The sequence below is a fragment of the Culturomica massiliensis genome, assembly GCF_900091655.1.
Classification (GTDB): Bacteria; Bacteroidota; Bacteroidia; order Bacteroidales; family Marinifilaceae; genus Culturomica; species Culturomica massiliensis.
The window spans coordinates 3,030,106-3,054,484 of record NZ_LT594621.1 but is presented as its reverse complement, the minus strand read 5'-3'; the positions used below and the strand labels follow the sequence as shown (position 1 = coordinate 3,054,484).

Genomic DNA, 24,379 nt, shown 5'->3' with positions numbered 1-24,379 from the left:
ATACGAACCAATCCCGAATCAATTGTAGATTGATGATTTCAGATTTATGATTGGGCGCACGAACGGGCCGTAAGGGATTGTTGATTTTGAATGGTAATCAGGCCGGAGGCCATTAATCGATAAAAGATAAAATGTTTGAAACTAGCAGGTGGTATTTATGGACAGTTGTAACAGTACTTCTGTTTTTGGGGAGGGCAGGGTATGCCCAGGGGTATGTCGTTTCTCCGACAGTACCTGACTTTACAGATATTACTGCTGCTTGTGTGGAGGCTACTTATGGAACAACCGGAAATCCTTTTACAACAAAGGGAATTGTATCAAACCGGCACAGCCTGATAACCCGTCAGGGTACGGACCCCAATACGGGGAATCAACTGAAATTTTTACCTTCAGGTGAAACGAAAGTGGTTCGTTTAGGGAATGATTCGATAGGCGGACAAGCCGAGAGTATTACTTATCATTTTAAAGTTGATCCGGAAAAATCGGTATTGTTTTTAAAATTTGCCGTTGTGTTTCAGGACCCCGGACATCCCGGTAAAGATCAGCCCCGTTTTGTGGTGAGGATAATGAGCCGTGAGGGTGCATTGATAGAGTCTTGTGCAGAGTATGATGTGTCGGCAAGAGCTGAAATTGAAGGATTCAAATCTTTTGAGATGTTCGGTGTTCCGGTGCGTTGGCGTGATTGGACAAATGTCGGTCTGGATATGTCTTCGTATGCGGGACAGGAAGTGCAGGTGCAATTTGTTACCTACGATTGTGCCTTGATGGGACATTTCGGATATGCTTATTTTACAGCCAGTTGTATTTCCAGTCAGTTGATGCTATCTGCCTGTGCGGGTGACGGTTTTACTCTTTCGGCTCCGGAAGGTTTTTCTTCTTATTTATGGCAGGACGGGCGGACGACGTCGTCTACCCAATGGACACGGACAGAGGGAACGATGCATGTTTCCTGTGAAATAACCTCTGCCACCGGTTGTCGCTTTACGTTGAGTGCTTTGGTGGCCGATGATCCGCATTTGCCCCCGACTCCGGTGTTTTACGATACGATATGCCAGGGCGATCCTTATACGAAGCATAATTACGATTTGCCGCCCCAGCAGGATACAGGGACTTCTCCTTATTACAATACGTATTTTGATTTGTCGGATTGCAGAAAGAGTGGGGAGACGACTCTCTTTTTGACGGTTTTGCAGCGTTATTATCCCGTCGGGGCCCGGATATGTGAGGGTGATGACTATACCGGCAACGGTTTTTCTTATTTGAATGCCCGGGCGGGGAAGTATTACGACACCCTGACTTATTCGCGGACGGACAGGTGCGATAGTATTGTCGTATTGCAACTCGACGTTTATCCTTTGGTCGTGATGACTGAAGACATTGTGGGAGAGCAACATCCTTGTGTGGGGTCGGTACAACATTACAATATGCGGGAAAACTGGCCGGAGGGCAGTTACACCTGGGAGTTTCCGGAGGGGTATACCATTTTGAGCGGACAGGGGCAACCGGAAGTTGTCGTACAGGTAACGGATATTGCTGTGACGGGACAAGTGATTTTGCTGTACGGTACGGGAGGCTGCGCTTTGGGGACGAATCCCCTGATTATCGAGCCGGGCCGTACCTATTGGCAAACTGTGCCGGATACCGTATGTACCGGTGTGGAATACCATAAACAAGGATTTCATGTACCCGCACAGGATAGTGCAGGCGTGTATTCCTATGTTCAGCACAATACGACTGCCGGAGGTTGTGATAGTATTATTACATTGAGCCTGCATGTATATCCTACGCCCGAAGTGAGTATTGTCGCTTCCGATTATTTGGTTTGTGCCGGAGATTCTGTGCGATTGGAGGCTTTGGCCGGTCAGGCGCAATTGACACCCCCGGATCCGCCTGCAATTGCTATCGGCGATGTACTTTGTGAAGACGGTAGTATCCTGAAAATCGGCGAATATAATCCGGGAATACACAGGGCAGCCGGTATCGTTTATTGGCTGAATAAAACCGGGAAACACGGTTGGGCGGTCAGTTTGGAAGATGCGGTGAGTGGTGGCAATGATTTGTTTTTTTGGTTGCGTTCGGGATATATGATAGATATTGCCGGTATTCAAAATTATTATCTGTCGATAGAGGCTTCTGCCGATACTTCCGGATATAATAATACACGTGCGATGCGTAATGTAACTGACAGCAGGTATTATATTCCGGCTGCATGGGCAGTGGATTTCGAACACGGTTGGTATATTCCGGCAGCCGGACAGTTGACTATGCTTTTTTCGGCAATTGAAGATATAAATGAATCTTTCCGGAAGGTGACCGGTGCACCGTTTTTGACAGCTTTGTCGGGTTATAAACGTTACTGGAGCAGTTCGGAGGCCAGTGCCAGACAAGCGTGGAATCTGGCTTTGTGGTTAGGCTATATAAGTGTCAATGACAGAGATTCGTATTACAATATACGGGCTGTAAAAAGTTTCTGATACGAAAGAAATGAGGTATATAGGTTTGATAATAGGCTGGTTGTGTCTGGGATTGTCCGTATATGCACAGACATATAAGGTGGGAGACGTCATTGTTAATAAGGACGGTTCCCAGGGGGTTGTGTTTTGGGTAAATGCAGAAGGGAGTGAAGGGTGGATGGTGGCTTTACACGATTTACCCCGGCCGTTGAAATGGGGAAGATTGAGGGATGATGTGCCGGAATTGGAAAATGTCGGTTCGGGATCCGGAGTGAATGAATTATCAAAGATATTCAAAGGCTTGGCCGATACTTCGGGTTATCAGAATACATTGAAGTTACGTAAATATCAGGGGAGCGGTACTCAATATCCGGCTCAACTGGTGGATTTCGGAAACGGTTGGTATGTACCTGCCGCCGGACAAATGCGTAAGCTTTTCACGTCGATGAACAGCATCCGGACCGTTATACAAAACCGGGGAGGTGATGCTCTGAAAGTGGGCAGATATTGGTCGAGTACGGAATACGATGCCCGGGCTGCCTGGTTTGTGTATTGTCATCCCGGGGAACTGAATTTCGATACGAAAGACAGTGTTTTGTATGTCCGTCCGGTCCGGTCTTTTTCTGTTCGGGATGTAAAATACGACAGGACTTTGGCTTATAAGTGGAATTCGGGGCAAAGAGATCCCGGTATTACGGTTTATCCCGGCAGGAATACGGAGTATGAGGTTGAAGTTACGACGGCTGCCGGTTGTTCGAATAAGGCTTCCCGGCAGATTCTGGTCGCTTCCGGAAACGATACGACGATTGTCGGCTATGTCTGTCCGGGACAGGCTTATACGGAAAACGGCTTTAACCTTACAAAGGCCGATACGACATATATTTTCGGGTTACAAAATGCAGGCGGGTGCCGGAAAACCGTCACTTTACATTTGTATCAGAAAGATACTGTGATGACGGTAATCAATGAGGATATTTGTCAGGGAGAGATGTATCATCAGAATAATTTCACAGCCTGGGAGTCGGGCAAGTATGTACAAACCTGGACGGGGAGCAACGGTTGTGATTCTACGGTTGTATTGAATCTTAAGGTGCATCCGCTCGGCAGAGATACGATAGAAGCGGCCGTTTGTGAAGGTAAGTCGTATACAGAGAACGGTTTTAATGTTTCCAGCCCCGGTTTTTATAGTCAGAATTTTCAGAATATCTTCGGTTGTGACAGTTTGGTGACTTTGCATCTGACACTGAATCCTGTATATCAGGATACTGTTTTTGCTGTGATTTGTCAGGGAGAAAATTATACACAACACGGTTTTAATGCTACATCGCCAGGCTGTTATGATCTTCGTTTGCAGACTTTTCAAGGGTGTGACAGCCTGGTTACGTTACACCTGGATGTGCTGCCGGTTTACCGGGATACGTTAGAGGTGTCGGTTTGTGCCGGAGATGTATATACGGGACACGGCCTGCATGCCGGTGCCGCTGGTTTTTATGAAGATTCATTGAAGAGCATTACGGGCTGTGACAGCCTGATTATCGTACATTTGGTTTTAGATCCGGTGTACCGGGACACAATCCCCGCTGTGATTTGTCAGGGGGAGACTTATGCGGAGAATGGTTTTATCGTTTCATCTGCGGGATATTATCGACAATATTTGCAGAGTGTTGCCGGTTGTGACAGTCTGGTCACATTGGACTTGAAGGTACTTCCGGTGTATCAGGATACGGTAACGGTGATGATTTGTGATGGAGAAACGTATACAGAACACGGATTGAATACAGGTATTCCCGGGTATTATGACGTTCCGTTGAGGACTGTAGCCGGTTGCGATAGTTTGGTAACGGTACATCTGATATTGAATTCGGTTTACCGGGATACGATTCCGGCTGTAATCTGCCAGGGAGAAATTTATTCCGGTTTCGGTTTTTCGGTTTCCGATCCGGGTTTTCATGACCGCTTACTGCAAAGTGAGTTTGGTTGTGATAGTTTAGTAACTTTGTTTCTGACGGTAAATCCGGTGTACCGGGATACGATTCAGGCAGAAATTTGTACCGGGGAAATATATACGGGTTATGGGTTTACGGTTCATACGCCCGGATACCATGACCGGTTATTGCAGAGTGTGACCGGTTGTGATAGCCTGGTGACCTTGTTCCTGACGGTTCATCCGGTTTATCAGGATACGATAGCCGCATCTGTTTGTGAAGGACATACTTATTCGGGCAATGGTTTTGTTGAATCTGTTGCCGGATATTATGATAGGGAATTACACAGTATATTGGGTTGCGATAGTTTGGTGACCTTGCATCTGACGGTTCATCCGGTATATCGGGATACTATTCCGGCTGCTATATGTGAAGAGGAAGTTTATACAGGCAATGGCTTCCGGGTTTCTGATGCCGGTTTTCACAATCGGTTGTTGCAAAGTGAGTATGGCTGTGATAGTTTGGTGACTTTGTTTTTGACTGTTCATCCGGTTTACCGGGACACGATCCGGGAGGCTATTTGTGAAGGGGACACTTATCGGAAACATGGTTTTGACGTATCGGAGGCGGGGATATACAATCGTCGGTTGCAAACGGGAAATATCTGTGATTCTGTCGTCACTTTGGACCTCAGGGTGAACCGGACTTATCTTTTTGCTTCTTCTACTTCGATTTGTGAAGGAGAAAGGTATTATTTCCGGGGGCATGAATTGACGGAATCCGGTCGCTATGAGGATGTTTTTGTGACGGAAAAAGGTTGTGATAGCCTTTATCGGATGGATCTGGTGGTAACTCCGCTTTATCATCACGTGATAGAAGCCTCTATCTGTAAAGGTGAGCGTTATGCTCAAAATGGATTTTATACCGGAGAGGCTGGAGAATATACGCGGCATTATTATTCGGTATACGCTTGCGATAGTATCGTTACGTTACGTCTTCAGGTGATCGATTATTTTAAGGGGAAAATCGCTTCCGCATTAATGGATTGTCATACACACGAGTATTTGTTTTCCATAGAGGGGGGAGAGCAGCCCGAAGCGGTAACGGAGACTTATGTATGGGATTTCGGGGATGGAGTAACGGCAACGGACCGGGAAGTATCGCATGTGTATCCGGATTCCGGAAGGTATCAGATCGGTTTGGCCGTAGATCGTGGTGGAAGGTGTGAAAAATCGGTCCAATATCAATTGGAGGTTCCTTATTACAGAGATCATTTTCCGATAGAATCTTATCCGGATGCACTGGATGAGGACTGGGCGAAAGTACTTTTGCAAACGGAGTGTTATGCCGATATGGATTATACGTGGACATTGGGGGACGGATATACGGCAAAAAATTGTGAGGTAACACATAAATATGAGATCGATGACCGGGATTATTATGAAATAACCCTGACCGTTCGGAATGCCGACGATTGCCTGACAGAAAGCAGGTTACGCTTACCGGTTTATCATCGGATTACGCCTCCCAATACCTTTTCTCCGAATGGAGACGGAATAAACGATTATTTTATGCCCGGCTATCAGGTTCGGATCGTCAACCGTAACGGAGTTGAGATATATAAGGGGAGTGACGGTTGGGACGGTACTTATAATGGGAAGCAGGTGGCTGAAGACACTTATTTTTACGAAATATTTTATCAGGCTGCACGAGGGATTATAACTAAAAAAGGCTTTATTACTGTAGCCCGGTAAGGTTGTTTATAACGGCTTGTTTTCTGATATCTTTCTTTCAATATTGTATGAAGATCACTTGATGAGTTGCAACATTTGATTATTTTTGTGCAACCTCATTCTTTGGGTTATTCTCAAAATATTGGAGCGTGGACAGTCTTTTCCGGGAATTTTATCCGATAGTCGGTATATCATTCACCCGCCAGCCGGACGAGAATTGATCCGCGCTTCTTTTTTCAGGTCCGGTAACCGGGAATCTCCCGGTTATTCAGTTTATCGTGTAATTTTTCCCGGGTAAAGCTAAGATATAGCCTTCGAATTCCAGTTTCAGGAGGATTACATTTAGTTCGCTCGTCGGGATGGACAGAAATTTACTGATTTCTTCTATGTTCAGACATCCTTTGGTTTGCAGCAGTTTTTTGACGAACGCTTCCCGGTCGTTTACTCCGAAAATATCCAGACTTGTCTGAACAGGACCGGGAGGAATGCATTTCAGACCGAGGGCATTCGCTATGTCTTCCCCGTTTTCGGTCAATGCGGCCATGTTTTCTTTGATCAGTAGGTTACATCCCCGGGAAAACGGATCTGTGGGTTTTCCCGGAATGGCCAGAACGTCCCGGTTGTATGAAACAGCCATGCGGGCAGTTGCCATGGCTCCTCCTTTCAATGCCGATTCTGCGACTAATGTCGCATGGCATAAACCGGCAATGATCCGGTTTCTTTGTAAAAAATTGGCCGGAACGAAAGGGGTTGTCGTCGGGAATTCACTGATCAGTGCTCCTTGGGCTGCGATGATTTTTTCCGACGTTTTTCTGTGAGCAGCCGGATAGATGGTATGTAGTCCATGTCCCAATACGGCATAGGTGCGAAATTGTTGTTGTAAACTTGCTGAATGGGCGGTTATGTCGATGCCATAGGCCAAACCGCTTACAATGACCAACCGGTGTTTCATATCAGCCAATTCCCGGAGTATATCTTGTACCCTGTTTTTGTAATATTCCGAGGCATTCCGGGTGCCGACAATTGCCAAATGCGGGATATGCTCAGTTTCTAAAGTTCCTTTATAATATAGTATTAAAGGAGTGTCCTCGCATTGTTTTAAAAGGCAGGGATAGTTGTAGTCTTCGACGGAACAAATGCGGATATCGTGTTTGTCGATGGCGTTTATTTCTGTTTTTGCCTTATTTAGGGCCGATTGACGGTCGAACATTTCAGGCAGGCAATTGAATTCCCGGCAAATGGCGGTTATTCCTTTTTTACTTTCCCGGAAAAAACCTTCAATTCCGCCACAGCGCCCGAGCAAAGGCAGGCGGGCCATTGTGTTTAGTTTGGGCAGGAAACTCACTGCTACCTTTGTATATAAAGAACTGTCTGTTGCCATCATTACCGGGAATAGGAAGTTATGAACAAGGATCGTATGGGCCGGATGTCAAACCGCGTTTGTACAGGCATGCTCAAGGTATAGTTTACTTTTTGTAAAGATACGAAATAAAGAAAAATGAGAAAAGAGAAAAGCCAGGCAATACTAGCAGGAAGTTTTAAATCTAAAACCAATTTTTTATTTTTAATAACAGATTATACTTACATTTTAGCTTATTGTAATAAATTGTAATAGAAAACGTTTTCTAAATTCTAAAAAATAAGAGAAAAAAGTTTTGGAATAATAAATAAATAGATAATTTTGACTCTTGAAAACGTTTGAATTTTTTCAGGCGATCAAATATTGTTTTATAACCTTAAATTAAAATCGGTAACGATTTTAAAGACCTAAAAATTATACACATGAAAGCAGAAATTAAAGAATTCATGGAAGCCTTAAAGGCTAAAACAGTAGGTGAATCAGAATTCCACCAGGCTGTAGAAGAAGTTATTGAAACCGTATGGGATACCTATCAGGCAAATCCGAAATACAAAGCCAATAAGATTCTTGAAAAAATGGTGGAGCCTGAAAGAGTAATTATGTTCCGGGTGCCCTGGGTTGACGATAAAGGTGAAGTACAAATCAACCGCGGTTATCGTGTACAGTTTAACAGTGCGATCGGACCGTACAAAGGAGGTTTGCGTTTCCATCCGTCGGTTACCTTAGGTGGATTGAAATTCTTGGGTTTCGAACAGACTTTCAAAAACTCGTTGACAACTCTTCCGATGGGTGGTGGTAAAGGTGGTTCAGACTTCAACCCGAAAGGAAAATCCGATAACGAAGTAATGCGTTTTTGCCAGAGTTTCATGACGGAGCTTTGCAAATATATCGGAGCAGATACTGACGTTCCTGCCGGAGATATCGGTGTAGGCGGTCGTGAAATCGGTTATTTGTTCGGCCAATATAAGAGAATCCGTAATGAGTTTGTAGGCGTATTGACCGGTAAACCGAGAGAATTCGGTGGTTCACGTGTACGTCCGGAAGCTACCGGTTACGGTACGGTTTATTTCGCACAACACATGTTGAAAGAAAAGGGCGAAGATATCAAGGGTAAAGTTGTTTGCCTGTCAGGTTTCGGTAATGTTGCCTGGGGTGCTGCACAGAAATTGGTTCAGTTGGGAGCAAAGGTAGTAACGATCTCCGGACCGGACGGATATATTTACGATGAAAAAGGTTTGACACAGGAAGGTGTTGACTACATGTTGGAATTACGTGCCAGCAACAACGATGTTGTTGAACCGTATGCAGCTAAATTCGGCGCTAAATTCTTTGCCAAGAGAAAACCGTGGGAAGTAAAATGTGATATTGCATTCCCGTGTGCAATCCAGAACGAATTGAATGAGGAAGATGCTAAACAATTGGTGGCTAACGGCTGTAAAATGATTGTTGAAACATCCAATATGGGTTGTACTGCCGGTGCTGTTAAGTATGCCAACGAGCACATCACTTTCGCTCCCGGTAAAGCTGCAAATGCCGGTGGTGTTGCCGTTTCCGGTTTGGAAATGAGTCAGAATTCATTGAGATATAGCTGGACTGCCGAAGAGGTAGATCAGAAATTGTCTCAAATTATGAAAGACATTCATGACACTTGCGTTAAATTCGGTAAGAACGGTGATAAGATCGACTATGTGAAGGGGGCTAATATCGGTGGCTTTATCAAAGTGGCCGAGGCAATGTGCGCTCAGGGTCATGTATAATTGTTGTAGATTTTGTCTATAAACAATAAATAAATTTAAAACGTGCACGGATCAACCGTGCACGTTTTATATTATACCGGTTTTTTATTATTTTCGCCTCATCGGTGGATTAATATGTATATAGATACTCATTCTCATATTTACGAAAGCGAATTTCAGGACGACCGCCAGGAAGTTGTACAACGGGCTGTTGAGGCCGGAGTCGGCCGTATTGTCCTTCCGGATATCGATAGCGGGACCAGGCCACGGATGCTGGGGCTTGCTGAAATGTATCCCGGAATCATGTTGCCGGCTATCGGATTGCATCCGACGTCTGTAAATGAAAATTACAAGCAGGAACTGGCAGAGGTAGTGCATGATTTGGGTACCCGTTCCTTTTGCGGTATCGGAGAGTGCGGTATAGACCTTTATTGGGATAAAACCTGGTACCGGGAACAGGTGAAAGTGTTCGAATACCAGTTGGGAATAGCCGAAGATGCTTCACTTCCGGTGATCATTCATTCCCGGGATGCTCAGGAAGAGATTTTCCGGATTTTGAAGAAACATCCTTATGTCCGGGGAATATTGCATTGTTTTGCAGGAACGGTTGAAGAGGCCCGCTGTGCTATAGATATGGGTTTTTTGCTCGGTATAGGTGGAGTGGTGACGTTTAAGAATTCCGGATTGGCAGCTATTGTGCAGGAAATCGGGGCAGATCATTTGGTGCTGGAAACGGATTCGCCTTATTTGGCTCCGGTTCCTTTCCGGGGGAAAAGAAATGAAAGCGGGTATATACCGCTTATTGCACAAAAAATTGCGGATACCTTGAAGACGGATGTTAAAAAAATAGAAGAAATTACGACTCGAAATGCAATGAATTTATTTACTTTGTAGTTCGAAAACGTATGAAATAAATATGTCATGATGACCAGATCGATCTTAATCATATATACGGGTGGTACTATCGGGATGATCAATGATCCTGAAACCGGCGCTTTGTGTCCGTTTGATTTTGAACAAATCATGAATGCCGTACCCGAAATTAAGGAATTCGGGTTTAAGATTGATAGTTATACGTTGCCTAAGCTGATTGATTCTTCAGATGTAAAGCCTCAATTATGGAAAGAGTTATGTGATATCATTCTGGAGAATTACGAAAAATATTCCGGTTTTGTCATTTTGCACGGTACGGATACAATGGCTTATTCTGCTTCGGCGTTGAGCTTTATGCTCAATAATCTGACGAAACCGGTGGTCTTTACCGGTTCACAATTGCCTATCGGGAAAATCCGGACAGACGGACGGGAGAATCTGATCGCTGCTTTGGAAATTGCAGCGGCAGAAATTGAAGGCAAGGCCGTTGTTCCGGAAGTTTGTATTTTGTTCGGGGCCAAATTGTTCAGGGGTAACCGGACGACAAAAATCAATGCTGAAAGTTTTGATGCTTTTCAGTCGTTTAATTATCCGCCGCTGGCGGAAATAGGTATCCACATTCATTACAATTACGGAGCGATTGATTATGCGCCTCGGATCGGGGAGGTATCTGCTTATACGGATATGGATACCCATATCGCTATTCTGAAGATATTTCCGGGTATCCGGCCTGAATTTATCGATGCCGTTATTGAAATGCCGGGTTTGAAGGGGTTGATTCTGGAGACTTATGGGTCAGGGAATGCGCCGACGGATGAGGTTTTTTTGGGTAAAGTCCGGAAAGCCTGCGAAAAAGGGATATTGATTTACAATGTCACCCAATGCCAGGGAGGAACCGTGGAAATGGGGCGTTATGAAACCAGTCGGGAACTTTTAAGGAGCGGAGTGACAAGCGGATACGATATTACAACGGAAGCTGCCGTGTGTAAAATGATGCATTTATTGGCCCGGGAGAAAGACGCTAATGAAATAAAAAAAAGTTTAAATTCGGCTCTAAAAGGAGAAATAACCGTAAATCATATTGGATTTTAACATTTTTTTTGTACCTTGCCCCGTCTTTCGGAGTGTAGTAGGGAGACTCAAAGGTTTGCGAATTAAAATAGAAATATATAGAGTTAAATTTTAATTATTTATAAACTAAAAATCAGTTAAAGAGATCATGAGAAAATTATTTGCACTAATAGCAGTTTTAGGAATGCTTACTATTGGAGCATCGTCTATGCTAATGGCTCAGGAATCAACAGAACCTGCTGCACAAACGGAAACACAGACAACTACGACCCAGACGCTGGATGAAGATGTTGTTGAAAGTACATCAATGCATGCTGCCATCAAACAGAAATTTATCGAAGGTGGTGCCGGATTTATGGCTGCCGTTGTATTGTGTTTGATTTTCGGTTTGGCTGTAGCTATCGAGAGAGTAATTTATTTGAATCTTTCTGATACCAATACCAAGAAATTGGTTAACGGTGTTGAAGATGCATTGAACAACGGCGGTATCGAAGCTGCAAAAGAATATTGCCGTAACGCACGCGGTCCGGTGGCCAGCATCTTTTATCAGGGACTTTCCCGTTACGATCAGGGTGTTGATATGGTTGAGAAATCAGTTGTATCTTACGGTTCAGTACAGATGGGTCTTTTGGAAAAAGGTCTGACCTGGATTTCATTGTTTATCGCTATCGCTCCGATGTTGGGATTCTTGGGAACGGTAATCGGTATGATCGAAGCTTTCGATAACATTCAGGCTGCTGGTGATATGAGTCCGGCTTTGGTTGCAGGAGGTATCAAGGTGGCTTTGATTACGACCGTTGGTGGTTTGATCGTAGCTATGATTCTGCAGATATTCTTCAACTACTGTAATTCAAAAATCGAAGGCATTGTTAACAATATGGAAGATGCTTCAGTAAGTTTGTTGGATATCTTAGTAAAATACAACCAAAAAAATAAATAATCAACCATGACTGAAAAGATATTGAAAATCGTTACCATAGTAATGTTTGCTGTTACGGCGGTGATCTTGGGTATGTTTATCTGGGGAGGTGATGTGCCCGACCAGCAATATACAACACCGGTTTACACAGCTTCATTATTGAATTGGGCATACGTATTATTTGTTATTGCAGTTATTGCAGCAGTAATATTCCCCATTGTGCGGTTGTTTACGAGACCGAAACAGGCTATGAAGAGTTTTATCGGATTGGCTGCTTTGGCTGTCGTTGTTCTGATCGCGTATGCAATGGCTGACGGTACTCCTATGAATATTATCGGTTACAGCGGAACGGACAATGTTCCTTCACGGCTGATTTTCTCGGATACCATTATTTATACGATGTACATTCTGTTTGGAGCAGCTATTATTGCAATTTTTGCAACAGAACTGCTTAGAAAAGTAAGATAATCATTCCCCGGGAGGGAATAGATAAAAACGAAAAATATGGCAAAAAAGACACCAGAAATTAATGCTACTTCGACAGCCGATATCGCTTTCTTGTTGCTTGTATTCTTCTTGGCGACAACGACAATGAACGTAGATTCCGGTATGTTCCGAAAATTGCCGCCATATCAGCAGGATGATACTGAAGTCCCGAAAGTTGCAAAACGTAATATTTTGCAGGTATTGGTGAATAGAAATAACCAGCTTGCTGTAAACGGTGAATTGATGGATGTATCTAAGCTTAAAGAGAGAACCATCGAATTTCTTCTCAATCCGATGAATGACGAAAATTTACCTGAAAAAAAGGTGGAAAACATCGATTTGTTAGGAAATGTAGAAGTGTCGAAAGGTATTGTTTCTTTGCAGAGCGACAAGGGTACTTCCTATGAAATGTATATCGCCGTACAAGATCAGCTCGCAGCTGCTTATAATGAAGTGAGGGATCGGAAAGCGGTAACCAAATGGGGCAAGAAATTTTCGGCCCTGACCTCGGATCAACAGGAAGCGCTCAGAAAGCAGGTTCCCATGTCGATATCTGAAGCAGAACCTAAAAATATAGGAGGGAAAAAATAATGGCAAAATTTAAAAAAGGAGGGAAAAAAGAAACTCCCGCTATTTCTACAGCGTCATTACCTGATATAGTGTTCATGTTGTTGTTCTTCTTCATGGTTAGTACGACGATGCGCGAAGTGACCCTGATGATTCAGAATAATTTACCTGAAGCGACACAGATTGCCAAATTGGAAAAGAAATCGTTGGTAAGTAATATTTACATAGGAAAGCCGACCATGCAATTCCAAAAGGCATACGGAACCGAACCCCGTATTCAGTTGAACGATAAGTTTGCAACTTTACAGGATTTGGGAGCGTTTGTGGCTGCAGAACGTGAAGCCCGGAAAGAAGAAGAAAGAAATAGTATTACCAATAACCTGAAAATACAATCGGAAACAACGATGGGTATCGTTACGGATGTAAAGCAGGAATTGCGTAAGGCTAATTCTTTGAGAATCAACTACGGAGCCCGTCAGAAAGTGACGAGAAATTAATAAAGAAAAAAAGGGGATTTCAAATCCCCTTTTTCTTTCAAATTTTATTATCTTTGCAATCGCAATTGGTCCCGTAGTTTAATGGATAAAATGAAGGATTCCGGTTCCTTTGATATGGGTTCGATTCCCGTCGGGATCACTGACCAAAAGCCAATCGGCAACAAGTTTAGTAAAAGTCTGCAATATCTTGATATTGCAGGCTTTTTCTTTTCCTGTAATTTATAAAAAATGCAGGATAAAAGCGGGGACGTACCAATTTCCGTTTGTTTTTTATGAGTTCATTTGCGATGGAAGCAACAGCAGGATATAGAACGGTATCATATCCAGTTTGATCAAATGATTGCGGATTTCGTTCAGTGCTTTGGATATATGTTTTTCCACGGCCTTTTCGCTGATATGGAGTTTTTCGGCTATTTCTTTATTTCTTAGATGCTCTTCGCGGCTCAATAGGAACACTTTTCTGCATTGTGGTGGAAGGGTATCGACAAAAGAGTCGATTTCTCCTTTTATTTCTTTAAGCAGCAATGTATCGTACTGGTTGTAATCCAGAATTTCACGGTTCAACAGGATATCTGTGGTTTCCGGTACATCGGTCCGGCGTTGTATCAGTACGGAATTGAGATGATTGATCGATTTGTTGTAAATGGCTTTGTATAAATAGGGCTTAATGGGTTTCTCGAAATCGATACTTTCTTTTTTTATCCAAAGAGCCATAAAAACATTTTGTGCGATATCTTCAGCGGTTTGCCAGTCATTGACATAGCGATAAGCATAAGTGACCATTGATTGGAAATATTCGTCAAATAGCTCTTTGAACAGAGTTATCTCATTGTTTTTATGGTTTGTTTTTAATTTTCTCATCCAGGTGGCCGTACTTGTTATTTTACAAACTTAAACTATTTTTCAATAAAAACAATTTTTTTAGTTATCAGGTAGGGTAATCTCTTTTTAACTTGTGATAGATATAAAGAGGTTTAAGTTTCGGAATTTTAATATATGGATAGGAGATGAACGGTATAATTGTAAAATATCTGCAGGGAGAAGCTACTGATGAAGAAAAACGGCTGTTTTTGGATTGGTTGAGAGAAAGTTCTGAAAATAGAAAACTTTTCTCGCAAATGCGTGATATTTGGCTGGTGTCGGGAAAATCACCTTTGGCCGATTCGGATTATGCCAGGAGAGCATTCCGGCGTTTTGAGGCGGAAGTGAGGGCTATGGATACGAGACGAAAGCGTATCCGTTTGCATGCTTGTATCCGAAAGGCCGCAGCGGTTATTTTCTGTATTCTCTGTCTGGCAGGCGGTTATTTTACCGGGAGCCGGAACTACTTGGGACAGCACGGACAAGCGGAAGCGAGTGTGATGAACCGGGTGATTATAGGCAAAGACAGTAAGGGTGTTGTTACTTTGCCCGACGGAACGCGGGTTTGGCTGAATGCAGACAGTAAATTGATCTATCCGGAGGTATTTGACTCTGATTGCCGGAGGGTGTCTCTGGAAGGTGAAGGTTATTTCGAAGTAATAAAAAACGAAAAAATGCCTTTCTATGTAGAGACAAACGGTATGTCGGTTCATGTGCTCGGTACCCGTTTCGATGTGAAAAACTACGAATCGAAAGCGACGAGCGAAACTACTTTACTAACCGGCAGGGTTGAGGTATTTTTTCCCGGTACGCAAAAAAAAGCCATTCTTGAACCGAATCAGAAAATCACCTGTGACAAACAAACCGGCACTTATCGGTTGACGAAGGTCAATGCGGCTGATTATATTCTTTGGATTAATGAAAGACTGGTTTGTACGAATGAGACATTGGCAGTTGTCCTGTATCGGATGAAACGGTGGTATGGAATAGAAATCGTGTGCGATCAAGGGGTTCCGTTGGAACAGCGTTTATCACTGGTGATCCGGAAAGAATCGCCGGATGAAATATTTGAACTTCTGGAAATGATTGTTCCGGTAAAATATAGAATCGATGGTGACAGAGTCGTGGTAAGCCCGGCAGGCAGATAGAACAGATTATCAATTTAATAAATTTATGGCTTATGGTTTGATAAAAACAAATATTTAAAAACAGGCAGACGCTGTTAGCACCTGCCCGGAATCAAATTAAACAAACTGCTCACAAAGGTAAGAGCGTGTGAGCAATATGTAAAACTTAAACATTGCAAATGTATGAAAAAAAAATCCATGTATGGGTGTATTATGCCCATTCTTAACATTAATTCATTCGGGAAAATGAAACCGGTATTTCTATTCGTTGTCATTTCCCTGTTCCAGGTATTCGTACAGGAAAGTTATGCCCAAAGTACAAAAATCAACTTGAAATTGTCAGACGTTACACTCGGTGAAGCGATTAAAACCATTGAAGCAGAAACACAATTTGTATTCTTTTTTAATAATTCTGTTGTTGATTTGAATAAGAAAGTGAATATAAATATACGCAACGGCAGTATTCGCGAGGTATTGAGCCGGATTCTTGCTTCTTACAAGTATCGAATTGAAAACAATAAGATCGTATTACTCGGTAACGAAAAACAGGAAGATGGTAAAATAACCGGTACGATTGTCGATGCGTCCGGTTTGCCGATTATCGGAGCCAATGTGGTCGTAAAAGGGACTAGTAGCGGAACGAGTACCGATGTAAACGGTCATTTTTCGCTGGAGGTATCCCAGGGTGTTAAATTACAGATTTCCTATATCGGCTATGTTACAAAAGAAATTACGGTAGGTAACAGGACGGACTATTTTATCGAATTGGCTGAGGATTTGCAGACATTGGACGAAATCGTGGTGGTCGGTTATGGAACGGAAAAGAAAGTAAACGTAATCGGTTCTATCGCCTTGATAGGTAGCAATAAGCTGGAAAGTCGTTCGACACCGCAGCTTTCTAACGCATTGACCGGGCAAATGGCCGGTGTTACCGTTATTCAGCGAACGGGAAGGCCGGGAGCCGGAGGTGGAGAAATCCGTGTTCGTGGTGTTGGTTCTTTCGGAGGAGAAAGTGATAAATCGGATGCATTGGTTTTGATCGACGGTATACCGGGTTCATTAAATGACATCAATGTAGAAGATGTGGAGTCTATTTCCGTATTGAAAGATGCTTCGACAGCGGCGATATATGGTTCCCGTGCAGCGAACGGGGTTATTTTGGTGACAACTAAAACAGGACGTGAGGGGAGAATAACGGTAAACTACAGCGGTTATGTCGGATTTAACAAACCGACAGAATTACCGGAGTTTGTCGATACTTGGGAATATGCTACGATTTACAATGAGGCTGTAGGCAGGCAGGCTTATACGCCTGAAGAAATTCAGAAGTTTAAAGATGGAAGTGATCCCGATCGCTATGCCAATGCCCGTTATCTGGACGAACTTTTTTCCCGAAACGGTTTTCAAACCGGTCACAACCTTACCGTTAACGGTGGAAACACACAAAATAAGTATATGATATCGTTCGGTTACCTGCGACAGAACGGAATCATAGAACGTAATGACTACCAGCGTTATAATGCTCGTGTGAACATGATTAATGGTATATTTCCTAATCTGACATTATCCACACGTTTGTCCGGTGTTTATTCCATACGTAACGAACCGTTGGCTCCGGGAGGGGACGATGCTGCAGAAATGATCAATATGATCAGTAAAGCGGTGCGTTTTCCGGGGTTGACGCCTTCTGTACTTTCCGACGGGTCGTTCGGTTTGGGACGTGAGGGCCATGGTACACCTCCGGCATGGATCAAGAGCGGTTCGTTTTTTGAAAATCCCTGGTTTTCCGTAAATGCCAATCTACGTCTGGATTACAAGCCTGTCAAGGACCTCACGTTGTCGGCTATCGGCGCTTATACTTATTCAAATGGTGAAAGACGTACTTACCGAGCTACGATGAAACTGACAGGTGGTCAGCTTTTGGGACCTTCGAGCCTGACTCATTTTATGGGTAAAACTATTTATAAAACCTTTCAGGCGACAGCCGATTACAATAAGCGGATCGGCGGACATCATCTGAATGCCTTATTGGGATATTCCTGGGAGCAGGAGGATAACAGGGGTGTGCAGGGTTCGCGTGATAAATTTCCGGGCAATGATTTGCCTTATCTGAATGCCGGTTCGCCCGATAATCAGAAAGCCTCGGGAGGAGGATATGGTTGGGCGCTTCAATCCTATTTCGGTCGGTTGAAATATAATTTTAACGAGCGTTATTTATTGGAGTCTACCGTGCGTTACGACGGTTCATCCCGCTTTCCTAAAAACAAGAAGTTCGGTTTGTTTCCTTCGGTAGCTGCCGGTTGGAGAATTTCGGAAGAAAGCTTTTTTAAAGAGAGCGAGCTCTTATCGTGGGTATCGGCTTTGAAGCTAAAAGTGTCGTGGGGACGCTTGGGAAACCAGAATATAGGTAATTATCCTTATCAATCCGTATATGTATTGGGGCAAAATTATCCCTTCGGTGAAAATTTTGCACAGGGAGCTGCTGTGACGACTGCCATCGATCCCACTATAAAATGGGAAGAAACAGAGACGATCGACGGCGGGATCGAAGCAACGCTTTGGAATGGGCTTTTGAGTTTCGGTGTTTCTTATTTTACCCGTAAAACATACGATATTTTGTATCGGCCAAGCGGAAGCATATCTTCTGTGTTGGGACAGGGTATTTCCGTTATGAACACCGGAAAACTGAAAAATTACGGGTGGGAATTTGAAATCGGGCATCGTCACCGTGTCGGAGAGTTTGTGTATCACCTGAATGCCAATTTGAGTATTATCAGGAATGAATTACAAACATTAGGAGTTGGTAATGTGGAGCAATTGAACGGTATGGTGGGGAATGGAAGCGATTTATTTGTCGGTTATCCTATACAGATGTATTACGGTTATCTTTCAGACGGGGTTTTCCTGAATGATGCTGATATTCAGGCCTGGCATGATCAAAAAAAGGTAACACCGAATGCAAAACCCGGAGATATCCGTTATAAAGACATCAGTGGACCAGACGGCAAACCGGATGGAATAATCGATCCTAATTACGATCGGGTGTACTTGGGAACACGTATTCCGAAATTTACTTTCGGTTTTAATCTGGAAGCGGAATATAAAGGATTCGATCTGGCTATTTTGATTCAAGGCGTGGCCGGAGTCAAAGGCTCTTTGGGAGATTTTGCCGGTTATGCTTTCAGGGGAGACGGAAATATCCAAAGGTGGCAGGCTGACGGACGTTTCAGGCCGGAAAAACCGGTACGTTATCCTAAATATCCACGGGTAGAGGACTTGAGCAATTCCGTCAGTCCCAATATTGTGACTTCTGATTTTTGGATTTTGAATGCTTCTTATGTCCGTTTAAGAAATATTCGACTGGGCTACTCGTTTCCTAAGAAATGGATGCATTCAGCCAAGTTGGGCGGATTACGCCTCTATGTTCAGGCTGAGAATCCGCTGTCGTGGAATAAATACAGAAAAGGATGGGATCCGGAGCAGAATACCAATGGCAACTATTATCCCATTCTGGCGACTTATACCTTCGGTGTCAACTTAAATTTTTAATGGTTATGGTAAAGATAAAATATACAATTGTTTGTTTGCTGATATATGTGCTTGCATGTATATCTTGTGATCTGGAACGTTTCCCGTTGGATCAGTTTTCGGAAGAGAGTTTCTGGACCAGTGAAGATAACGCGACACTCGCTCTGACTGGTATTTATAAAGCAAATATTCTGTTTAATTCCCCGGAATACGGGCCTACGGACTGGTGGTCGTATGGAGGGTTGTTGTTTATGGAATTTCCTACGGACAATGCCTATGATCGCCGGGGAACCAATTCTAATTTTTATAAAATGACCAATGGGGCTTTGTTGCCTAATAACGGTTATGTTAGCGCATATTGGAGCAATTCATACGCTAAAATTACACGTTGTAACCGTTTCCTCGAAGGGGTTTCGAAATTGACAGATGAGGCCGTCAGAACCCGTTTGACGGCCGAAGCCCGTTTTATAAGGGCTGCTCAGTATTTTTACCTGTCTTCTTTTTTTCATGACGTGCCTTTGGTAATGAAAGTGCTGACGAAAGATGAAGCCAATATGGTGGAAAAGGCGTCCAAAGCCCGAATCACGGATTTTATTATCCAGGAATTTACCGAAGCGGCAGCCGATTTACCCCGTTTTAAAGATTTGCAGACAAATGAAACGGGACGGGCTACTAAACAAGCGGCTCTTGCCTTTTTGGGACGTACCTGTTTAGGGGCTAAAATGTATCCTGAGGCGGCGGCAGCTTACAAACAAATCATTGATTTCGGGGATAATGATATCGATCCGAATTATCAGTCGATTTTTTTACCCAGTAATGAAAACAGCAGCGAGAATATTTTTTCAATGCAATATTTAGAGAATCTGGCCGGAATGGCATTGATGCAGCATGCATTACCCGTAAAAGACGGCGGATGGTGTCTGATCAATGTAGCAGGAGGGTTGTTCGAGGCATACGAATTTACGGACGGAACGCCTTTCAGTTATAACAGCCCACTTTATGATCCTGCAGATCTGGGTAAAAACCGCGATCCTCGTTTGAATTATACGATTTATTATAACGGAGCTGTTTTTAAAGGAAAGGTCTATGATTGCCACCCTGATTCCAATAGTCCGGATAAAGTGGCGGGCGGTCAAACGACCCAAACGGGGCTGATGATGCGTAAATATTTTGATGAGGCATATTCGGGGGATAAGAATAGTTATGGAGGGAATGTTCCCGTTATCCGTTATGCCGAAGTTTTGCTGAGTTATTTGGAGGCTAAGCTGGAAGCCGGAGAGGTGATTACACCGTCTTTGTTGAACGAAACGATCAATAAAGTAAGAGGGCGTGCCAGTGTAATGATGCCGTCCGTAACACAGACAAACCCCGATTTGCTCCGGCCTCTTTTGAGGAATGAACGCCGGGTGGAACTGGCAATGGAGGGTACTCGTTACTGGGATCTGCTTCGCTGGGAAATTGCTCATGAGGTGCTTAACGGATATATTTTTGGTGCGCCTTTTCCCGGATCGGTGCGGACAAGCCCTACTCCGGACGGAACGGTTGATCAATACGGCAGATGGTACGTAAATCAACGCGCTTTCCGTAGAGATATGGATTATAAATGGCCGATCCCCCAAGGGGAACAGGACATTAATCCGAATTTACGTAATTGATTCAGAGAATGGGAATGAAGAAAAAACAAATATGGACTGTGATCTTTTCATTGTTATGGGGTGGATTGACGGCACAGGAAGCCATATCGGTCGTTTTACCGGAAAATCCGTCGAAGGAAGAAGTGATACGATTGGCAACGGAAGTCCGTCCGTCGTATCGGCAACTGGATTATCAGCAGCGGGAAATGTTGGGTTTTATACATATCGGGATGAATACGTTTACCGGTATGGAATGGGGTACAGGGAAGGAAAGTCCTTCCCTGTTCAATCCTTCGCAATTAAATGCCGGCGAGTGGGTGAGAATATTCAAAGAGGCAGGAATTACAGGCATTATTCTGGTCGCGAAACACCACGACGGCTTTTGTGTATGGCCGAGTAAGTACACTTCGCATACCGTAGCGCATTCTCCATGGCGGGAAGGTAAAGGAGATTTGGTCAGAGAGGTTGCTGAGGCTTGCCGGGAGTATGACGTGAAATTATGTTTGTATCTGTCTCCTTGGGATATGCATGAAAAAACATACGGAACAGAAGCATATAATGATTATTATATCCGTCAGTTGGAGGAATTGCTGACGGAGTACGGACCGGTTTATTTACTTTGGTTTGACGGGGCCGGGACCACAAGCGACGTGAGTGGTCGAGAGATGCCTTTCGATTGGGAGCGGATATTCGGCAGAGCCCGGGAATTGCAGCCCGGTGTTATACTTTCAGGCAATGCGCCCGATATACGTTGGGTGGGTAATGAAAAAGGGAAAGGACGTGAAACGGAATGGTGTGTGCAGGGTATAGACAATAACGAAAGGTTGTTCGGATCGCTGCCGGGATATGATCCGACATTATCCGATTTGGGCAGTATAGATGATTTAATGAAGAGAAAGCGTTTGGTTTGGTATCCTTCCCGGGGAGGACTTCCTTTACGTAAAGGATGGTTTTACAATGAGCGGGATGACAATACGATTAAGTCTTTGTCTTATTTGGTGAATAGTTATTTTGAGACGGTCGGACAAAATTCGAATTTGTTGCCCAACTTGTCTCCTGGTCCTACAGGACAAATTCCGGAAAAAGACGGCCGACGTTTGATTCAGTTTGGGGAGATCATTTCCCGTATGAAGCGGACGGATTATGCCAAGGGTGCTGTTGTGACGGCTATTGCGGGGTGGGAAGGAGAAACCCCTTCGGACGTGATTACCGATAATACGCCTTTTACTTCCTGGCATACGGCGGATGGGACGACACTTGCCGTGGCGGAGGTACAGTTGAGAAAGCCTGCTCTGATCAATGTGATAAAATTACAAGAAAATGTCTGTGATTTCGGTCAGCGTGTCGAACGCTTTGCTATCGATGTATGGAACGGTAAAGACTGGAAAGAAGTAATACAAAGTACGACCATCGGATTCAGAAAGATGCTCCGTTTGCCGGAACCTGTTTTGGCTGACCGGTTTCGGATACGTTTTATGGATGCCCGGGTGTCTGTTTCTTGGGGTAATTTATCCATGTACTATTTGGAGCAACTACCCGGTGAAGAAGAAGAGCGGCAAAAACGGAATGCGGTGCCTTCTGCTTGTATTCGAATAAAATTGGACGGAATAACTTCCCTTTCGGGTAATGAAAAAACGTTATCCGACGGAGATGTACATTCCCGTTGGGACGGTGAAATAGAAAAAGGGCTTGCTGCATTTATTTTAAAATTGGACAGTCCGCGTGATTTGTCCGGATTTTCTTATTATCCGGTAGAAAATGGTCTGGGCCATATTGAAAATTATTCTGTCAGAGTGAGTACGGACGGGAAACATTGGGGGAGACCGGTTGTTTCGGGACGGTTCGGAAATATAACCAATAACCCGGTAGAGCAAATTGTTTTGTTCGACGCCGATCATGTACTGTATGTGAAATTTGAAATTCTGAGTACGACTTCGGGGACGAAAAAATTCTCTATAGCCGAATGTGGTTTGCTTGAAAAATGATATATTTAATTTGTAAATAATCAATCGGTAATTTTATGAAACGATATTTATTTCTCACTTGTTTTTCTTCACTGGCCTGTGTAACCGGGAGTGCCACTCAGAAAAGCGAAAAGCTCAACCCTGATTCGGCAGACCGCCGATGCCCCAATGTTTTGATTATCTATGCCGATGATTTGGGGTACGGTGATTTGGAATGTTATGGAGCGAAAAATGTGCAGACTCCCCATATAAATCGATTGGCAGCGGAAGGTATACGTTTCCGTAATGCACATGCCACGGCAGCGACGAGTACGCCTTCGCGCTATTCGATGCTTACGGGGGAATATGCCTGGCGACGTCCCGGAACGGATGTTGCGGCCGGGAATGCCGGAATGATCGTCCGTCCGGAGCAATATACCCTGGCGGATATGTTTAAGAATGCCGGATATGTTACTGCCGCAATCGGGAAATGGCATTTGGGATTGGGGGATAAGGACGGGCAACAGGATTGGAATGCTCCGCTTTCGGCTGCATTGGGCGACCTGGGTTTTGACTATTCATATATAATGGCTGCGACAGCCGATCGTGTCCCCTGTGTTTTCATAGAAAACGGCAAAGTTGCCGACTACGATCCGGAAGCTCCGATAGAAGTGAGCTACCGGAAACCGTTCGAAGGGGAACCGCTGGGGAAAGATCATCCGGAGTTGCTTTATAATCTGAAATCAAGTCACGGACACGATATGGCAATTGTGAACGGTATCGGGCGTATCGGTTATATGAAGGGAGGGGGAAAGGCACTCTGGAAGGATGAGAATATTGCCGATTCCATCACTACCCATGCCATCGGTTTTATCCGGGAGCATAAGGACAGGCCTTTTTTTATGTATTTCGCCACAAACGATATACATGTTCCCCGTTTTCCGCATGAGCGTTTTCGTGGAAAGAGTCCGATGGGGTTGCGGGGAGACGCTATCGTGCAATTCGACTGGAGTGTGGGGCAAATCATCGATGCCTTGGATAAATTGGGGCTGGCAGAAAATACGCTTATCATTCTTTCCAGTGATAACGGGCCTGTCGTAGATGACGGATATCAGGACCGTGCGGAAGAACTTTTGAACGGACATAGTCCCGCAGGACCGCTTCGCGGTAACAAATACAGTGCATTTGAAGGAGGAACCCGTATTCCTGTCATTGTCAGATGGCCCGGTCAGGTTCTTCCTGACCGGATATCCGATGCTCTGGTGTCGCAAATCGACTGGTTCGCTTCACTGGCTTCGCTGGTAGGGGCTGAATTGCCTAAGGGGGCAGCTCCCGACAGTTTCGATTACCTTGGTACGTGGTTGGGTAAGAATCAGACAGATCGCCCCTGGGTGATAGAACAGGCTGCCAACCATACTTTGTCCGTACGTACTAAAGACTGGAAATACATCGAACCGAACGACGGTCCTGCCCTGATTACCTGGGGGCCGAAAATAGAAACGGGTAATCTGAGTACTCCGCAATTGTACCGTATCGCCGACGATGTTGCTGAACGGGACAATACGGCATTACTTTATCCTGATGTCGTTTTCGAATTGCAGAATATACTGAGGCGTGTCAGGATGAAGAATCTCAAGCCCTGACGGGATAAAATGCGATGTATTCC

The 24,379-nt window shown here is 44.1% G+C and carries 16 protein-coding genes and 1 tRNA gene; 15 read left to right on the top strand and 2 right to left on the bottom strand.

Going from position 1 to position 24,379, the window contains the following annotated elements:
* The first annotated feature begins 131 nt into the window (after positions 1-131).
* A complete protein-coding gene (locus BN8908_RS13910; protein WP_068691215.1) occupies positions 132-2,474 on the top strand; it encodes a hypothetical protein in 2,343 nt (780 codons plus the stop codon).
* Positions 2,475-2,484: 10 nt separating this feature from the next.
* The gene (locus tag BN8908_RS13905; RefSeq protein ID WP_068691214.1) at positions 2,485-6,132 is read left to right on the top strand and encodes a PKD domain-containing protein; all 3,648 of its coding nucleotides are present in this window, start codon (positions 2,485-2,487) and stop codon (positions 6,130-6,132) included.
* Between the two features lie 247 nt (positions 6,133-6,379).
* On the opposite strand, the gene dprA is transcribed toward BN8908_RS13905, so the two are convergent.
* Positions 6,380-7,492, bottom strand: coding sequence for a DNA-processing protein DprA (gene dprA / locus BN8908_RS13900; protein ID WP_068691212.1), 1,113 nt, complete (start codon positions 7,490-7,492; stop codon positions 6,380-6,382).
* 401 nt (positions 7,493-7,893) lie between these two features.
* On the opposite strand from dprA, the gene gdhA reads away from it, so the two are divergent.
* The 8 genes from gdhA to BN8908_RS13860 all read left to right on the top strand — a co-directional run bounded on the left by gdhA (position 7,894) and on the right by BN8908_RS13860 (position 13,759).
* A complete protein-coding gene (gdhA, locus tag BN8908_RS13895) occupies positions 7,894-9,228 on the top strand; it encodes an NADP-specific glutamate dehydrogenase (RefSeq protein WP_021989435.1) in 1,335 nt (444 codons plus the stop codon).
* 114 nt (positions 9,229-9,342) lie between these two features.
* Complete coding sequence (locus BN8908_RS13890) at positions 9,343-10,101, top strand: TatD family hydrolase (protein WP_068692323.1); 759 nt, start codon at positions 9,343-9,345, stop codon at positions 10,099-10,101.
* Positions 10,102-10,131: 30 nt separating this feature from the next.
* Positions 10,132-11,172 carry an asparaginase gene (locus BN8908_RS13885; RefSeq protein ID WP_082989339.1) on the top strand — a complete coding sequence of 347 codons (1,041 nt, stop codon included), beginning with the start codon at positions 10,132-10,134 and terminating at the stop codon, positions 11,170-11,172.
* Between the two features lie 127 nt (positions 11,173-11,299).
* The gene (locus BN8908_RS13880) at positions 11,300-12,091 is read left to right on the top strand and encodes a MotA/TolQ/ExbB proton channel family protein (RefSeq protein WP_021989432.1); all 792 of its coding nucleotides are present in this window, start codon (positions 11,300-11,302) and stop codon (positions 12,089-12,091) included.
* 6 nt (positions 12,092-12,097) lie between these two features.
* On the top strand, positions 12,098-12,538 hold the full coding sequence (locus tag BN8908_RS13875; RefSeq protein ID WP_021989431.1) for a hypothetical protein: 441 nt from the start codon (positions 12,098-12,100) through the stop codon (positions 12,536-12,538).
* 36 nt (positions 12,539-12,574) lie between these two features.
* Positions 12,575-13,147, top strand: coding sequence for an ExbD/TolR family protein (locus tag BN8908_RS13870; RefSeq protein WP_021989430.1), 573 nt, complete (start codon positions 12,575-12,577; stop codon positions 13,145-13,147).
* Positions 13,147-13,620, top strand: coding sequence for an ExbD/TolR family protein (locus BN8908_RS13865; protein WP_021989429.1), 474 nt, complete (start codon positions 13,147-13,149; stop codon positions 13,618-13,620). The genes BN8908_RS13870 and BN8908_RS13865 overlap by 1 nt, the downstream gene beginning before the upstream one ends.
* Positions 13,621-13,687: 67 nt before the next feature.
* A tRNA-Arg gene (locus BN8908_RS13860) sits at positions 13,688-13,759 on the top strand.
* A 131-nt stretch (positions 13,760-13,890) separates the two neighbouring features.
* Here the strand turns inward: BN8908_RS13860 and BN8908_RS13855 are convergent.
* Entirely contained in the window at positions 13,891-14,481 is a 591-nt protein-coding gene (locus BN8908_RS13855) for an RNA polymerase sigma-70 factor (RefSeq protein ID WP_068691208.1), read from the bottom strand.
* Between the two features lie 146 nt (positions 14,482-14,627).
* Here BN8908_RS13855 and BN8908_RS13850 point away from each other — a divergent pair, with 146 nt between their 5' ends.
* From BN8908_RS13850 to BN8908_RS13830, 5 genes are all read left to right on the top strand, one after another.
* Complete coding sequence (locus BN8908_RS13850; RefSeq protein WP_068691207.1) at positions 14,628-15,629, top strand: FecR family protein; 1,002 nt, start codon at positions 14,628-14,630, stop codon at positions 15,627-15,629.
* Positions 15,630-15,791: 162 nt separating this feature from the next.
* Positions 15,792-19,157, top strand: coding sequence for a TonB-dependent receptor (locus tag BN8908_RS13845; RefSeq protein ID WP_082989269.1), 3,366 nt, complete (start codon positions 15,792-15,794; stop codon positions 19,155-19,157).
* 5 nt (positions 19,158-19,162) lie between these two features.
* Positions 19,163-20,791, top strand: a complete 1,629-nt coding sequence (locus BN8908_RS13840) for a RagB/SusD family nutrient uptake outer membrane protein (protein ID WP_068692321.1) — start codon at positions 19,163-19,165, stop codon at positions 20,789-20,791.
* 8 nt (positions 20,792-20,799) lie between these two features.
* Positions 20,800-22,755: an alpha-L-fucosidase gene (locus BN8908_RS13835; protein WP_068691205.1), complete on the top strand. Its 1,956-nt coding sequence runs from the start codon at positions 20,800-20,802 to the stop codon at positions 22,753-22,755.
* A 35-nt stretch (positions 22,756-22,790) separates the two neighbouring features.
* Positions 22,791-24,356, top strand: a complete 1,566-nt coding sequence (locus BN8908_RS13830) for a sulfatase family protein (protein WP_068691203.1) — start codon at positions 22,791-22,793, stop codon at positions 24,354-24,356.
* The last annotated feature ends 23 nt before the right edge of the window (positions 24,357-24,379 follow it).

Excerpts from the sequence above, each read along its gene's own strand:
- BN8908_RS13850 (WP_068691207.1), top strand. The coding sequence starts at position 14,628 with ATGAACGGTATAATTGTAAAATATCTGCAGGGAGAAGCTACTGATGAA.
- BN8908_RS13865 (WP_021989429.1), top strand. The coding sequence starts at position 13,147 with ATGGCAAAATTTAAAAAAGGAGGGAAAAAAGAAACTCCCGCTATTTCT.
- BN8908_RS13830 (WP_068691203.1), top strand. The coding sequence starts at position 22,791 with ATGAAACGATATTTATTTCTCACTTGTTTTTCTTCACTGGCCTGTGTA.
- BN8908_RS13890 (WP_068692323.1), top strand. The coding sequence starts at position 9,343 with ATGTATATAGATACTCATTCTCATATTTACGAAAGCGAATTTCAGGAC.
- BN8908_RS13910 (WP_068691215.1), top strand. The coding sequence starts at position 132 with ATGTTTGAAACTAGCAGGTGGTATTTATGGACAGTTGTAACAGTACTT.
- BN8908_RS13875 (WP_021989431.1), top strand. The coding sequence starts at position 12,098 with ATGACTGAAAAGATATTGAAAATCGTTACCATAGTAATGTTTGCTGTT.
- BN8908_RS13855 (WP_068691208.1), bottom strand. The coding sequence starts at position 14,481 with ATGAGAAAATTAAAAACAAACCATAAAAACAATGAGATAACTCTGTTC.
- BN8908_RS13880 (WP_021989432.1), top strand. The coding sequence starts at position 11,300 with ATGAGAAAATTATTTGCACTAATAGCAGTTTTAGGAATGCTTACTATT.
- BN8908_RS13845 (WP_082989269.1), top strand. The coding sequence starts at position 15,792 with ATGAAAAAAAAATCCATGTATGGGTGTATTATGCCCATTCTTAACATT.
- BN8908_RS13840 (WP_068692321.1), top strand. The coding sequence starts at position 19,163 with ATGGTAAAGATAAAATATACAATTGTTTGTTTGCTGATATATGTGCTT.
- BN8908_RS13870 (WP_021989430.1), top strand. The coding sequence starts at position 12,575 with ATGGCAAAAAAGACACCAGAAATTAATGCTACTTCGACAGCCGATATC.
- BN8908_RS13885 (WP_082989339.1), top strand. The coding sequence starts at position 10,132 with ATGACCAGATCGATCTTAATCATATATACGGGTGGTACTATCGGGATG.
- BN8908_RS13835 (WP_068691205.1), top strand. The coding sequence starts at position 20,800 with ATGGGAATGAAGAAAAAACAAATATGGACTGTGATCTTTTCATTGTTA.
- dprA (WP_068691212.1), bottom strand. The coding sequence starts at position 7,492 with ATGGCAACAGACAGTTCTTTATATACAAAGGTAGCAGTGAGTTTCCTG.
- gdhA (WP_021989435.1), top strand. The coding sequence starts at position 7,894 with ATGAAAGCAGAAATTAAAGAATTCATGGAAGCCTTAAAGGCTAAAACA.
- BN8908_RS13905 (WP_068691214.1), top strand. The coding sequence starts at position 2,485 with ATGAGGTATATAGGTTTGATAATAGGCTGGTTGTGTCTGGGATTGTCC.